This is a genomic window from Methanobrevibacter sp. (assembly GCF_017427765.1).
Lineage (GTDB): Archaea > Methanobacteriota > Methanobacteria > Methanobacteriales > Methanobacteriaceae > Methanocatella.
Genome location: NZ_JAFRSC010000024.1, coordinates 16,110 through 31,138 on the forward strand (window position 1 = coordinate 16,110; position 15,029 = coordinate 31,138).

Sequence of the window (15,029 nt, forward strand, 5' to 3'; positions counted from 1 at the left end):
ATTATTATAAGTTTTCTAAAAGTTCCAAATATGATGTTCTCTCAAAACCATCTGTAATACCAATCTGTTCAAATAATTTGAAGATTTTATTTTGGGCATCACTGTAATCCTGCCCGTCTTCCAGAGCGATTTCTATTTCCATATATGGGTCAAGGCCTTCAATATCATCCAGGGAAATTTCAAAGTTTTTATAGGTGTAATACTGGCGGTTTTTTCTGACTGTTCTTACTTTTTTAAATCCTATTGATTCAAAAATGTCTGAGCACTGCTTGGAGTCTGCAATGCCCATTTCGATTTCCTTTCGGGTTTTTGATTTTTTATCTATTTTAGGGCCTTTATATGTGATAAAGATATTTGTTTTTTCATCTTCTTTTGTGGTTCTGATTCTCAACGCTTCATCTGTTTTTGCAAAATCAACAACTGGGCTGTTAAAGTATATATCTTCCTGAAATTCTTTTTTGGTTTTCACAGCACCGATTTGTGAGAGCTTTTGCTCGATTTCTTCAAAACTGTTAATTTTTGCTTTTACTTCAACTTCAATCATATTATCTGATAATATATATTGATTTTTTAAGTTAAATATTAGTCGAATGTATATTATTTTGAGTAATTTTTTGTAATGAAATCTGAATTTCATCTGTTTTAATATAAATAATTTTCCTAGACTTTAATTGATTAGATGTGTCATTTTAATTGTAATTTTAATTTTAGCTCAATGCTCTATTGAAATATTATTTAAAAATTAATGTCATTATCTATTTTTCATAAAATAATACTAAAAATTAGCAACATTTATAAATAACTAATATCTTAATAGTTCTAAACATTTTATATATAAATATCAATTATTTTAGAAATTTAATTATTTTTAATTTTTTTTAAATTTTTGATGTCATTTATATATAAACAAAACTTTATATAGTATTTAAATAAAATATTTATTATAGTAAAAATTTAATACATTTTTTTTGTTTTCTTAAATTTTACTAACTACTTTTAATAACTTATGGAGGTTTTAAATTGACCGATGTTGATATAAAAATTGAAAACATTGTTGCTTCTGCAAGCATTGGTAAAGACATAGTTCTTACTGAAGTGTCTCAAGCTTTAGAAGGGGTTAATTTTAATCGTGAACAGTTTCCGGGACTAGTTTTTAAACTTAAAGATCCTAAAACCGCAGCATTAATTTTTAGCTCTGGTAAGCTTGTTTGTACTGGAGCAAAATCTATAGATGATTCCAAATTGGCAATCAAAAAAACTGTAGATTTAATGAGGACTGTCGATACAGACATTCCTGAAGAGTTTGAAATTAAAATTCAAAACATTGTGGCTTCTGCAAACTTGGAATCCACATTAAACTTGGAAGCAGTAGCTTTAGAACTTGAAGATACAGAATACGAACCTGAACAATTCCCAGGTTTAGTATACAGATTATCTGATCCTAAAGTTGTTTTATTATTATTTGGTTCCGGTAAAGTTGTATGTACTGGAGCTAAAACCCGTAGCGATGCTAAATTAGGCGTCGAAAGAGCTTACGATAGATTAAGTGAGCTAGATTTAATATAATTTGGTGGTATTATTGATTAAACTTGTAGTATTTGACTTAGATAATGTTATAATTGATGGTGAAGCAATAGATGAGATAGGAAAATTAGCAAATGTTGAAGAGGACATAGCTGAAATTACTGAAAAAGCTATGCAAGGTGAAATAGACTTTGAAACTTCTATTAAAGACAGAGTACAACTTCTCGAAGGAACTTCTATCGAAGACATTGAGAAAGTGGCTGATGATCTTCCTTTAATGGCTGGTGCAGAAAAAACCATCAATTGTTTAAAAGAAAAAGATGTTGATGTAGCTATCATTAGTGGTAGTTTTGATGTAGTGGCTGACAAAGTAAAAGATAAACTTGGAGTAGAGACAGTTTATACTAATAGTTTCACAGTCGAAGATGGTAAATTAACTGGTGAAGTGACTGGTCCTTTAGTATCTGGTTCCAAACTAGATGTCTTAAAAGACCACGTTGAGAAAGAAGGAATTACTTTAGATGAAGTAGTTGCTGTTGGAGATGGCGCTAACGACATTTCCATGATTGAATCAGCAGGTTGCGGAATTGCATTCAATGCAAAAGATTCTGTAAAAGAAATTGCTGATGTAGTAGTTGAAGAAAAAGACTTGTGCAAAGTCTTATGTGAAATTCTTAATCAATTAACCACTGAAGAAGAAACTGAAACTGTTGACGACGAAGAAACTGTTGAACAAGAAGCAGAAGAAACTGCTACTGAAGATGTAGCTGAAGAAGCTACTGAAGAAGAAGTAGTTGAAGAAGCTGAAGCTGAAGAAGCTACCGAAGATGCTGCTGAAGAAGTAGCTGAAGAAGCTGAAGCTGAAGAGAAACCTGCTGAAGATGAAAAAACTGAAGGCAAAAAAGATAAAAAAGAACTTCCTAAATCTGATTTTGTTCTCGCTGACACTATGGAAGGCGTAAGAAAACAAAAAGATGAAAAAGAAGCTGAAATCTCCAAAGTTGCTGAAGAAAGAGAAGAATTCAACAAAATAGCTAAAGAACAACGTAAAATCCGTGATGAATTAAACGCATCATTAAAAGAAAACTTAAATAAAGCTATTGAATTCAGAAACGAGCGTAATGAAATCAACAAAGCTGTTGAAGAAGCTAAAAAAGCTCGTAATGAAGCTAACAACAAAATCAAAAATCTTGAATGGTCTTCAGGTAAACGCGATAAAATCAAAATAGAAAATGAAATCAAAAAGATTGATAAAATCATTGAAACTCGCGTTTTAGACATCAAAAAAGAAAATCAGCTTGTTAAAAATGCAAATGATTTGAGAAAACAGTTAATGGAAATTCATGAAGATGAATCCGTCAAAACTGAAGCTCAAGAACTTAAAAAGTTATCTGAAGAAGAGCACGAAAAAGTTATCACTCTTTCCGAAAAAGCTCAAGAAGCTCACGAAGAAATGCTTACTTACTTCAGAAAAACTGATGACATCAGAACTGCAGCTGATGAAGCTCATAAAAAATTCATCGAAGCACGTAAAAACGCTTCAGCTAAACATGAAGAATTTAAGGCTATCTTAAGCGACATCCATGTTATCAACAAAAAATTAGGATCCAACAAACCTAAGAAAAGAAAATCCGATAACAAAGGCGGTGCTGGTGCTAACAAAAACCGTGAAGAAAAAGAAAGAGCTGAAGAAATCTTTGCTAAATTCAAACAAGGTGGAAAAGTCTCTACTGAAGAGATTTTACTCTTGCAAAAATATAATATAGGTTAAATTAATTAACCTCTATTTTTTTATTTTTTTTAAGGTAATACTATGTCTGAAGAAAAAATCGAAACTTGTTTTATTTGCGGTCAGAAATTTGACATGGCAAAAGCGGATTTGGCATATTACAGAAATGGAATTTATCCGATTTGTGATTTCTGTGCTGATTTTTACCGTTTCTACAATGAAGATATGGACGCTAAAGACATATCTCCTAAAAAAGAATAATTAACTTTTTTTCATATAATATATATTATATAAATTAACTTCTGCAGTGATAATTGTCACTTTTGAATTATTTTTTCTAAATTTCTATAATAATCAAAATAAAGTTCTCCTATACAATTAAAAAATATATAATTAAATGCTGTTTTTCAAGTATTTTTTTCAAATTTTGTCAATAGAAATATTTTTATATTATTAATTTTATTAAAATAATTTATTATAAATTTGGTTGAGGAGTAATTAATGCACGAAGTAATAATTTGCGAAAAACCTAGTTCTGCTGAAAAAATAGCTAAAGCATTATCACCTGGTGCTAAAAAGAAAGTATATAATAAGAAAGTTAAATATTGGGAACTTACAAGGGATTCTAAGGATATTACAGTTGTATCCGGTGTTGGTCATTTGTACTCATTAGTTCCTGAAAAATCCAAAAGATTTAAAATCGCTTTTGATCTTCACTGGGCTCCATCCTATGAAGTAAATAAAAGCAGCGCTTTTACTCGTGATTACCTGAGAACTATTAAAAAAGTCGGTAAGAATGCCGATTCTTATATTCATGCTTGCGATTACGATGTAGAAGGTACTTTAATTGGATATAATGCTTTGAAATATGCATGTGGTGAGGATTCACTGAATAAATCTTCAAGGATGAAATTTTCCACATTAACAAAAAAGGACATTGTTGAAGCTTATGAAAACAGAATAGCTATTGACATGCATCAGGTAGACAACGGTATTGCCCGCCATATTTTGGATTATTACTTTGGAATGAACATTTCAATTGCTCTTTCTAACTCCGTTAGGAAAACCAAGCACAGATTCTTAAAATTATCTGTCGGTAGGGTTCAGACACCGACATTATCCATTTTAGTAAAACGTGAAAAGGAAATTAGAGAATTTGTTCCTGAGCCTTACTGGGTCATAAGGGCTATTCTGGACTTTGAAGACATTGAAATCAAACATATTGCCGGTAATATCTTTGACCGTGAACTTGCCGAAGAGATTTTCAATAAGTGCAACGGCAAGGATGCGACTGTTGATGAAATAAAATTCACAGAGTCAAAAACAAAGACTCCTGTTCCATTTAATTTAAGCGGTCTTCAGGCTGAAGCTTATAGCGTATTTGGTTTTTCACCAAAAAGAACTCAGGTTGCAGCTCAAAATCTTTATAGTGCAGGTTATACTTCTTATCCACGTACTTCCTCTCAAAAATTGCCTGAAAGTTTAGGTTTTGCCAACATATTTAAGCAGTTATCTGCAAATTATGAGTTTAAAAAGCACATTGACCAGTTGCCTGCTAAACTTGTGCCGCACAACGGCAGAAAAGAGGATGCAGCTCACCCTCCTATTCACCCAACAGGAATATTACCTACAAAGAAATTGAACAGTGATGAGCAGAAAATATATGATTTAATCGTTTACAGGTTCATTGCAGTATTCTTTGAAGCGGCTAAATTTGAAACCATGTCCACCACTTTGGATATTGAAGGTGAAAAATTCAGATTTAAACGCAGAAGAGTTACTCACAAAGGATGGATGGAGCATTATCCGTTTAAAAAAATAGATGATGAAAAATTCCCTGATGTTGAAGAGGGGGATGTGATGAGCATTAAGGAACTGATTTCCGATGAAAAGGAAACAAAACCTCCTGCCCGTTATAATCAGGCTTCATTAATCAAGGAACTTGAAAAGAAAAATCTCGGAACCAAGGCTACCCGTGCAGATATCATTGATAAATTATACGATAGGAAATACATAGACGGAACAAAAATTGAAGTAAATCAGTTAGGTGAGAATTTAATTGACACCTTGAATACTTATTGTAATAATTTGACTTCAGAAGAGCTTACAAGAGATTTGGAAAATAAACTTGAAGGCATCAATCAGGACAAGACCACTAAAGAAAGCGTTATCGGTGAAGGCGAAAAGGATGTTAAAGAAATATTGGAAGATATAGACAAAAACATCAAAGGCATAGGTTCCAAACTTTACGAAGCTTATCAGGCAAGTAACATTGTTGGCGAATGTGACTGTGGCGGAAAACTTGTAAAAAGATCCGGACGTTACGGAAGCTTTGTTGGATGTACCAATTACCCTGACTGTAAAGTTACATATTCCCTTCCAAGAAATGCAGCTATCATTAAAAAGACATGTGAAAAATGCGGTCTTCCGATGATTGTGGCCGGTAAAGGCAAAAACAGACAGGAAATGTGTCTTGATCCTAACTGTGGTAAGGATAATAATACTAAAGTTCACGACCCTAAAGTCGTTGGTGAATGTCCTAAATGCGGTAAGGATTTGCTTAAACGTTCCGGAAGATTCGGTGACTTTGTAGGATGCAGTGGATTTCCTAAATGTAATTTCACCTGTTCACTAGCTGAACTTGAATCTAAATTAAAAAACGATAATTAAATGGTATGGAAAATGGCAGTTAAAAAAGAAAGAATTTTCTATTATGATTTTTTAAGGGCATTTGCTATAATAGCAGTTTTAATTTGTCATGTTGATTTGTTTTTCGGACCTTTGGTCACTCCTTTCGAAATCATCTCCCAGATGACTTTCCATGATATAGGAAGAATTGGGGTACCTATTTTTTTAATGATTAGTGGTGCATTACTATTAAATAGGGATTATGAGTTAGGTGATTTTCTAAAAAGGAGATTTACTAGAATCATTTATCCTTTTATATTTTGGATTATTATAATTATTGCCGGAATTATTATTACATCAGGCCAATATACTTTTGCCTGGCAAACTTTCACGGGTAATCCATCAATTACATGGTATTTCTGGATGTTGATTGGTATTTATCTGTTTATTCCGGTAATCAATGCATTTATTAGGACATATGGTGAGGATGCATTAAAGTATTTCCTGGCAATATGGTTTATAACTATGATTTTAAAGACATTCAGTTCTTATCCGTTGTTTCCGGATTTCAATTTGGATTATTTCGCGGGTTTTGTTGGGTATCCTGTTTTAGGTTATTATCTTGATAAAAAAGAATTCAATCTTGGCGATAAACTAATGTGTGTTATTGGATTTGCAGCTCTTTTAATTGGTCTGGCCGCATTTGTCTATTGCGATTATGCAAATTTAAGTTATGTCAGTTCAATTTATATTAATGTCCCTATGGTATTCATGGCCAGCGGTATGTATCTGTTTGTTAGATATTTGGATAGGATTACTTCATTTAAACATGTCAAAAATAATATTATCGGCGCTGTTATAGTTTCAATAAGTATCTACAGTTATGGTATGTATTTCTCACATGTTATTGCTTTGAAATTATTGACTAAGTTCAATCCGCACTCTAACTTGTTATTCCCTGTGATGTTTGTTCTTTTGATATTCATTTCATGGTTAATGCCATTCATTGTAAGCAAAATACCATATCTTAAAAAGTTCAGCGGAGCATAGTGAATTTTTTTGGAAATTTAACCTTATACTTTGTCAAAACCAGTTGTTAATATTAAATATATTTGATTTTTTTTAAAAAATTAATGATACTAAATTATTCGGATAAACTGGTGAAATTAATTATTTTTTGAAATATTTAAATTTTGAAGAGTTTGCCTCGATAAGCAAATATTTAATAATGTTAAAAAATATAAATATTTCTTAATAAAAATATTAGCTGAAATATTATAATATTTTTATTTAATATCGATATTAAATTAAAAAAATTTTACTTTTAATAAATTAACTTAAAATGAGGATTTTGATGAATAGAGAAACAATCATGACAGTAGCAAAATCAGTAATTATAATATTGGTTTTATGTGCTATTGTCTTTGCATTAAAGGCTCCTGCAGCCGATCTAAACGTATTTTCTGATGAGTACAAAGCAGAATACGTTGACTCTTCAGGTCTTCCTTATTTCAGTGAAATGGATTCATATTATAACTTAAGGTTGACAGAGGATTATGTAGATCATGGTTATATAGGAGACCAAATGATAAATGGTAGTGAGTGGGATATGCACAGGTACGCTCCTACCGGTGAAGAAATTAATTATGAGATGGGTATCATATGGGTAACTTCGTTTTTACATGACATGGCCGGTAAATTCTTCGGTGATTATTCTGTAAAACAAGTAGCTTTCTGGACTGGTGCAATAATATCCACTTTAGCTATTATTCCGGCTTATATCTTCTCCAGAAGATTAACTAATGAATATGGTGCTATTGTAGCTACTTTAATAATTGTTCTTGCTCCGAACTACTTTGCGCACACATTCCCTGGATTTTTCGATACAGATATGTTCTACTACATTTTCGCACTGTTCTTTATATTCTTCTTTGTTGAGAGTATACGGGCTAAGAACATGATTTATAAAGTTTTATTTGCAATCTTTTCAGTTATTTCAATAGGATTGTTTTCACAATCATGGACAGGTTATATCTTTTATGTAGGTCTTATGGGCATATTTGCTGTTGTTTATTTAATTGCTTGTTACTTGTTTAATGTCGGAGAAGATAATCAAGGAGATTATTCAAACAAGATTTCATGGTTCATACACCAAAAAGACATATTGTCAATTGTGCTTTTAGGTGTAATATCATTTGTTGGACTTGCTGTTTTACGAGGAGTCAGCGGAGTAACCGGTATATTTAACCAATTATTAGGATTACTTTCATTGCAATCTGCATCTACAGTTGTAGGTGGATTCCCGAACGTACTTATTTCTGTTGCAGAGATGCAAATGCCAAGTTTACTTGGTAAAGGAATGACTTCTGCATTTTTAGCCAATACCAACGGTGTTGTAAACGGTATCGGAGGTATAATGATATTATTTGCAGGTTTAATTGTATTATACACTTTGGTTAAAAGAGTACTTGATTTCAGAAAAGTTAAACCTAAAACCACTCAATCTGCTACTAAAAAACCTCCTAAAGGCAAAAGATTGGCTTCTGCTAAAAAGATTGATGATGGTTATAAATTCAAACTTAACCTCGGCGGATTTGACATTTCCTCTTTCAATGATATATTGTCATCCAAACGTTTAACTATATTATATGCATCATTGTTTGTCGTTTGGGTAGTCGTCACTGCTCTTGCAGTAACTAGAGGTTCAAGGTTCATTACCACAATCGTATTGCCGTTCGGTCTTATGGCAGGTATCTTTGTCGGTTTGGCAATAGATTACATTAAAGATAAATTGAATGATGACAGATGGATTGTTGTTTTATTATTTGCTTGCGGATTTTTAACTGCAGTTCCATTGGCTCAAATTAACATCATATTTGGAGTTGTTGCATTCCTGGCTATTGTTGCTATTGGTTTGGCTGCTGTTTACGCTATCAAATCAGATATTGCATCTAAAAAGATTCCATTTAAAAAATATGTGCTTGTTGCAGCTTTAATACTTGCATTGGTATCTCCAAGTGTATGCGGAGCTTTCCAGACTTCAGAAACTGTTGTACCGGGTACAAGTGATGCAATGTGGAACGCAATGACATGGATTAATGAAAATACTGCAAACGATACTGTAATCACATCCTGGTGGGACTTCGGTTACCTCTTCGAAATTGCTGCCGACAGGCAAGTAACATTCGATGGGGGTTCTCAGTCAGGTCAGCGTGCATTCTGGCTGGGTCAGGCTATGAGTACAGATAATCTGGAATTGTCTGCAGGTATATTCAGAATGTTGGATTCAACAGGAACAGTAGCTACCGAAGCTTTGGTAAACTACACCAATGATACCGGAAAAGCAACCGAGATTTTACTTGACATCCTACCGAAAACATCAAGTGATGCTCAAAAAGATCTGGTCAGCAAGTATCATTTAACCACTGCACAGGCGCAGGATGTAATTCAATACACTCACCCTGATAAGGTACGTCCTGTAATATTTGTAGCATCTTCAGATATGCTTCAAAAAGCAGGTTGGTGGAGTTACTTCGGTGCTTGGAACTTCGAAAACCAATCTTCCCAAAACTACAACTACTATGTTCCAACAGAACAGGTTACTGTAAAACCTGGAAGCACTGGTAAATTAGCATTGCTCAATGACCAAGGAATGACTATTAATGCGGTTATTTCAAGAGGTTCTGGCAACAATTCCACAACAGCTTATACAGAAGCGGTTTACACTGAAAACGGTCAGCAAATCATGATAAATGATACACCGTATAACCCATTAAACATTTCAAACATATTCGTTATTGAAAACGGTTATGTTATGAAAAATGAGTCTGTGGGCAACGTTAAAAACGCTAACTTTACGTTGTTCCTGATGGGTCAGGATGACCAGTACACACCGATTTTAATCAGTAATGAACTGGCTAATTCCATGTTTACCAGATTATACCTCTTAGGTGGAGCTGGTCAGGACATATTTGAAAATGTTCACGTGGAAAATGGTGTAATGCTGTTCAATGTAAACTTTGACAACACTGTTGCCGGTGGAGCTAGCGGTAGTTCCAGTAGTAACTCAACAAATACTTAGGTTAGGTTAATCCTAATCTAAAACTTTTTTTTATTTTAATTAATATGGTGATTTAATGGGGATTGAGGAGAAAATAAAAGATATTGAAGAAGAAATTCAAAAGACACCATATAATAAAGCGACTTCACATCACATTGGTAAACTCAAGGCTAAACTATCCAAATTAAAAGAAGAATCTCTTCAAAGAAGTAGCGGTGGGTCTAAAGGACAGGGATTCCACGTTAAAAAATCTGGTGACGCTACTGTCGTACTTGTAGGATTTCCTTCTGTAGGTAAATCTACTCTCTTAAATAACATTACCAATGCTGAAAGTAAGGTTGGAGCTTATCAGTTTACTACTTTGGATATTGTTCCCGGCGTAATGGAACATAAAAATGCTAAAATTCAAGTATTTGATATTCCTGGAATTATTACCGGAGCAAGCAGCGGTAAGGGAAGAGGTAAGGAAATCTTATCCGTTGCAAGGACTGCTGATTTGATTCTGGTTGTATTGGATACTTTTAATCCGCAACATATTGATGTTATTTTAAAAGAACTTAGAGCTATTGGAATCAGACCAAATGAACATCCGCCTGACGTTACCGTTAAAAGGAAAAAACTTGGCGGTGTTAAGGTGTCATCCACATGTAAACTAACTCATATGGATGAAAAAACTATAAGGTCAATTCTAAATGAATATGGATATATCAACGCCGATGTTCTTTTTAGAGACGACGTTACAATGGATCAGTTCATTGATGTTTTGGACCGCAACAAGTCTTATGTTCCGATGCTGATTTTACTCAATAAGGTGGATCTGGTTGATGATGCATACATTGAGGAGCTTAAAAAATACATTCCTGAATTTATTCCGATTTCTGCCGATAAGAATACAAATATCGATGAGTTAAAGGATTTGATATTTGACAATTTGGACCTTGTTCGTGTTTATCTCAAACCGCAAGGGCGAAAAGCGGATATGGAAGATCCTCTGGTCATTAAAAAAGGTTCTACTGTTATTGATGCATGCGGTAAATTACACAGGGAATTCGTTAAGAATTTCCGCCATGCAAAGATTTGGGGAACTTCAGTTAAATTCCCAGGTCAAAAGGTAGGTCCGGACCACGTACTTGAAGATGAGGATGTTTTAAGAGTTATTTTAAAAAAATAATTCTTACTCTTTTTTGATATTATGAAAAAAACTATTTTTATCACCGGCACTCCATGTACAGGTAAAACCACTGTCAGTGAAAAACTGTCTCAGAAATTGGGCTGCAGATTAATCAAGATTAACGATTTGGCTATTGAAAATGATTTTGTTTTAGGAATCGATGATGAAAAGGGATATAAAGTCATTGATATCGATGCGCTGGATGAGAAAGTGGGTGAAATCATAAAATCCAGTGATGAATTGCTTATTTTTGAAGGGCATCTGTCCCATTTATGTCACGGAAGCGATAAGGTGATAGTTTTAAGGGTAAGACCTGAAGTTTTACGCTTAAGGCTTGAAGCACGGGATTATTCTCTAAGTAAAATTCGGGAAAATCTGGAAGCTGAAGCTATGGGAGTATGCACTGCTGAGGCATACGAGCTTTATGGTGAAGATGTCTGTGAAATTGATGTAAGTGATTTGGATGTTGAAGAGTCTGTTGAGTTAATTTGTGATGTTGTTGAAGATAAGGTCAATCCAGGTATTGGCGAGATTGACTATATGAGTTGGTTAATATAGTATCACATCAATTTTTCATTCCACAAGCAATTTTATTAAACTACTTCAATTTTATTAAATCACTTCAATTTTTACTTATTTTTTAATTAATCACTTTTGTGAATTTGCACACTTAAAAAACATTAATATAGGAAGTTATAGATATAATTAACTAACTTGCTAGCTAGTTCAAGTTACAATTAAATATGGCATGTGATTAATATGAAAGATTATTCATTGAAGGAAGCACTAAATATTTTTTGTAATGTGAATCAAACAAGTATTGTTAATTTGATGTTTCATTTCAAAAAAAATAATCATCAACGGCATGATAATCCTCATTCCTGGGTTAAAGCCTTTTTTGGACATAATCTATTAGGACTGATGAAGCAAGAAGAAAATAAATTCAAATTATGTTATAAACATCCAAGAAAAACTCAAAAAGATTTATATCTCATTGTTTTGATAAATGATGATAACAGTATGAACTTGATTACTACATATGAAGCTAGCATTAACAGGAGGAAAGGAGAAAATGAATGGAGATAATTCTTTAAAGTGGAGTTATGATTATGAATGCGATGCACTGTTCATTCATCGTATTGAAGACTATGATTATGAAGAAACTGTTGAAATGACCTGTGATGTTCTCATGGATTTTGACACTCTTTTAAATCCATCAGCATTTGAGTTTTTGAATGCATCCAAAATATTCAAATCAGATAATGGTGATTTGCAAAATATTGAAAAAATCAAGATTCATGTCTCAATTAATGAAGACTTAATTAAGTTATATGTTGACATTTTCACTCCTGATGATAAATTTAATACAATTAATAAGTTCATTAATGATATTAATGCTCCTAGCTGTGAAAAGGACATGTTTGCTTCATAATTATTTTTTTTTAATTTTTTTATAACCTTATAAAAATCCTAAAAAAATACATACCTTTATAAATGGTAATAAACATATTTATTCTTAATATTCATATTAACCTAAGGTTATTTTTTAACTATGGTTTTTGTTTTAATTTGCGCAAATCATTTTAATTCAATTTTGAATATTATATCCTATTTTCATAATTATGAGGAGGATATTTTTGAGTAGAGGAAAACGACCAAAATGGATGATTGATATAGCGATTGAAAGAATGAATATTCTTTTTGAGCGTGCTGAGATGGAATTCATCACCCATCCGGAAAGATCCAATCGTTATACAGAGCTTGCTTTGAAATTGTCCACAAAATACAATACCAAAGTTCCTGAAAAATGGTCCCGAAGGTATTGCAAGAAATGTAAGAAGTTCCTCTATCCTGGCCATAATTGCACCGTCCGGCTAGTTAGCTCAGAAGTTAACATTTTTTGTGGTGAATGTGGTCATGTAATGAAAATTCCTTATCGCAAGGAAAAAAAGTTAAAAAGGAGAGCTAAATATGAGTCAAAGCAAAAAAGAAATGATGAATAGAGCTCTTAATGCGATGACAATTAACATTGGTAAAGGTGGCGTCAATGATAACGTTATTGAAGAAATCAAACGTCAGCTCAAAGCTAATGAGATTGTTAAACTTAAATTTGCAAAAAATATCGCTAGAAATAAAGATGATTACATAGATGAAATTGTCTCTAAAACTAAAGCACAGCTTATAGATGTTAGAGGACACGTTGCTGTAATCTATAAAAAAAAGCCTTAAACATTTTAAATTTAGAGTTACAGGCCCTATTTTTTAGGTCTTAAATTTACAGTGGATTAAGCTACAATTATTTAATAAAAATATTGGAGAATTAATATGACTACTGTATTTGATGTACCTGCAGATTTATTAATTAAAAAAGTCGCAGAAGAATTTAAAAATAATGATAAAATCAATTCCCCTGCATGGTCCAATTTTGTTAAAACTGGTGTTCACAAAGAAAGAAAACCAGAAAATGCTGATTGGTGGTATGTAAGAACTGCTTCTATCATCAGAAGAGTTTACATGGATGGTCCAGTAGGAGTTATGAGTTTAAGAACTTTCTACGGCGGTAAAAAAGACCGTGGTGTACGTCCTGAAGTTTTCAGAAAAGGTAGCGGATCCATCATCAGAACCGCACTCCAGCAGTTAGAAGACGCAGGATATGTTGAAAAAGTTGAAGGTGGAAGAGTTGTTTCCCCAGCAGGAAGATCATTCTTAGATAAAATTTCTGCTGAAATCATTAAAGATATTCCTGAACTTGAAAAATATTAATTAGTTATTCGGAGAGTTTGATATGAGCGATTTAGATGAAATTCGTCAAAAAAGAATGGCTGAATTACAAGCTCAACAAGCTGCTATGCAAAATCAACAGCAACAGGCTGCGATGCAAGCACAACAGCAAGAAGCACAGAGACAACAATTTGAAGCTCAGAAAAAACAAATTTTAGGTCAGATTATGACCTCTGAGGCTCGTGCTAGATTAAGTAATCTTAAATTAACTAAACCTGAACTTGTTGAACAGATTGAACTTCAATTAATTCAATCAGCACAGGCAGGAAGTTTAAGAGGTAAAGTTACTGACGACCAGTTAAAAGTTCTTTTAAGACAAATTGCTGGTCAGAAAAGAGAAATCAAAATTACAAGGAAATAATATCGATGAAAGCGGCTGTATTATATAGTGGTGGTAAGGATTCATCTTTTATGGCTGTCATGCTTGAAAGATTGGGTCTTGATGTAGAATTGTGCACTGCAAATTTTGGTGTTTATGATTCTTATGTTCCTGCCAGCAAATCAGCGGCGTCTTTAGGGTTTACTCATAAGGTATTAAACCTAGACATTGAAATTTTAGAAAAAACCTGTGACATGATAATGGCTGACGGATTTCCAAACGACGGAATAAAGTTCATTCATGAAAATGTTGTAGAACAGGTGGCTGAAAAATACGATATTATTGCCGACGGGACAAGACGTGACGATAGAACTCCAAAGCTATCAGTCAATCAGATTAGAAGTCTTGAAGACAGAAAAGATGTTCAGTATATAAATCTGGACAGTTTTGGCCACAAATCTGTGAAACTGATTACATCCAATTTGTTTGAAATTTCCCATGAAAAGTCAAATAAGGACAACAGTTCAGATTATGAAGTCGAAATCAGAACCCTGATTGATGAGAGAGGAGGAAATTCACTTGACATATTCCCAGAACATTATCAAACTCGTGTTATTGGATATAAAAAATAATTATTATTACAGGTGAGAAAATGAGTAGAAATAAACCATTAGCTAAAAAATTAAGAATGGCAAAAGCAAACAAACAAAATAGGAGAATTCCAATCTGGGCTTATGCTAAAACTAACCGTAAACTTAGATACAGACCAAAACCTAGACATTGGAGAAGAAACAGTCTTAAATTATAAGAGGGGTTA

At 33.1% G+C, this 15,029-nt stretch carries 17 protein-coding genes; 16 read left to right on the forward strand and 1 reads right to left on the reverse strand.

Translation table 11 applies throughout. The features are described 5' to 3' along the window. Positions 1 to 4 precede the first annotated feature (4 nt). Positions 5 to 544, reverse strand: a complete 540-nt coding sequence (gene cyaB / locus IJL02_RS06950; RefSeq protein WP_292813849.1) for a class IV adenylate cyclase — start codon at positions 542 to 544, stop codon at positions 5 to 7. Positions 545 to 1,020: 476 nt separating this feature from the next. On the opposite strand from cyaB, the gene IJL02_RS06955 reads away from it, so the two are divergent. The 16 genes from IJL02_RS06955 (at position 1,021) to IJL02_RS07030 (ending at position 15,020) form a co-directional block, all read left to right on the forward strand. Further along, the gene (locus IJL02_RS06955; RefSeq protein WP_292785350.1) at positions 1,021 to 1,566 is read left to right on the forward strand and encodes a TATA-box-binding protein; all 546 of its coding nucleotides are present in this window, start codon (positions 1,021 to 1,023) and stop codon (positions 1,564 to 1,566) included. A 13-nt stretch (positions 1,567 to 1,579) separates the two neighbouring features. Beyond that, positions 1,580 to 3,295 carry a phosphoserine phosphatase SerB gene (gene serB, locus IJL02_RS06960; RefSeq protein ID WP_292813853.1) on the forward strand — a complete coding sequence of 572 codons (1,716 nt, stop codon included), beginning with the start codon at positions 1,580 to 1,582 and terminating at the stop codon, positions 3,293 to 3,295. 42 nt (positions 3,296 to 3,337) lie between these two features. After that, positions 3,338 to 3,514, forward strand: a complete 177-nt coding sequence (locus IJL02_RS06965; RefSeq protein WP_292813858.1) for a hypothetical protein — start codon at positions 3,338 to 3,340, stop codon at positions 3,512 to 3,514. A gap of 240 nt (positions 3,515 to 3,754) precedes the next feature. Then, positions 3,755 to 5,923, forward strand: a complete 2,169-nt coding sequence (topA, locus tag IJL02_RS06970; RefSeq protein WP_292813862.1) for a DNA topoisomerase I — start codon at positions 3,755 to 3,757, stop codon at positions 5,921 to 5,923. A gap of 12 nt (positions 5,924 to 5,935) precedes the next feature. Beyond that, positions 5,936 to 6,931, forward strand: coding sequence for an acyltransferase (locus IJL02_RS06975; protein WP_292813866.1), 996 nt, complete (start codon positions 5,936 to 5,938; stop codon positions 6,929 to 6,931). Between the two features lie 304 nt (positions 6,932 to 7,235). Then, positions 7,236 to 9,962, forward strand: a complete 2,727-nt coding sequence (locus IJL02_RS06980) for an STT3 domain-containing protein (RefSeq protein ID WP_292813873.1) — start codon at positions 7,236 to 7,238, stop codon at positions 9,960 to 9,962. A gap of 55 nt (positions 9,963 to 10,017) precedes the next feature. Continuing rightward, on the forward strand, positions 10,018 to 11,112 hold the full coding sequence (locus tag IJL02_RS06985) for a GTP-binding protein (RefSeq protein ID WP_292813878.1): 1,095 nt from the start codon (positions 10,018 to 10,020) through the stop codon (positions 11,110 to 11,112). Between the two features lie 21 nt (positions 11,113 to 11,133). Then, positions 11,134 to 11,670, forward strand: a complete 537-nt coding sequence (locus IJL02_RS06990; RefSeq protein WP_292813881.1) for an adenylate kinase family protein — start codon at positions 11,134 to 11,136, stop codon at positions 11,668 to 11,670. Between the two features lie 201 nt (positions 11,671 to 11,871). Next, on the forward strand, positions 11,872 to 12,198 hold the full coding sequence (locus IJL02_RS06995) for a hypothetical protein (protein WP_292813886.1): 327 nt from the start codon (positions 11,872 to 11,874) through the stop codon (positions 12,196 to 12,198). Beyond that, positions 12,152 to 12,544, forward strand: a complete 393-nt coding sequence (locus IJL02_RS07000) for a DUF2283 domain-containing protein (RefSeq protein ID WP_292813890.1) — start codon at positions 12,152 to 12,154, stop codon at positions 12,542 to 12,544. Before IJL02_RS06995 ends, IJL02_RS07000 begins: the two co-directional genes overlap by 47 nt. A gap of 205 nt (positions 12,545 to 12,749) precedes the next feature. Next, positions 12,750 to 13,115, forward strand: coding sequence for a ribonuclease P protein component 4 (locus tag IJL02_RS07005; protein WP_292813893.1), 366 nt, complete (start codon positions 12,750 to 12,752; stop codon positions 13,113 to 13,115). Beyond that, complete coding sequence (locus IJL02_RS07010) at positions 13,084 to 13,341, forward strand: YhbY family RNA-binding protein (RefSeq protein ID WP_292813897.1); 258 nt, start codon at positions 13,084 to 13,086, stop codon at positions 13,339 to 13,341. The genes IJL02_RS07005 and IJL02_RS07010 overlap by 32 nt, the downstream gene beginning before the upstream one ends. 96 nt (positions 13,342 to 13,437) lie before the next feature. Then, a complete protein-coding gene (locus IJL02_RS07015; RefSeq protein ID WP_292813900.1) occupies positions 13,438 to 13,875 on the forward strand; it encodes a 30S ribosomal protein S19e in 438 nt (145 codons plus the stop codon). Between the two features lie 22 nt (positions 13,876 to 13,897). Next, entirely contained in the window at positions 13,898 to 14,254 is a 357-nt protein-coding gene (locus IJL02_RS07020; protein ID WP_292813903.1) for a DNA-binding protein, read from the forward strand. Between the two features lie 5 nt (positions 14,255 to 14,259). Next, positions 14,260 to 14,844 carry a hypothetical protein gene (locus IJL02_RS07025; RefSeq protein ID WP_292813906.1) on the forward strand — a complete coding sequence of 195 codons (585 nt, stop codon included), beginning with the start codon at positions 14,260 to 14,262 and terminating at the stop codon, positions 14,842 to 14,844. 20 nt (positions 14,845 to 14,864) lie between these two features. Continuing rightward, positions 14,865 to 15,020 (forward strand): 50S ribosomal protein L39e, encoded by a 156-nt coding sequence (locus IJL02_RS07030; protein WP_004032463.1) that lies wholly within the window; start codon positions 14,865 to 14,867, stop codon positions 15,018 to 15,020. The last annotated feature ends 9 nt before the right edge of the window (positions 15,021 to 15,029 follow it).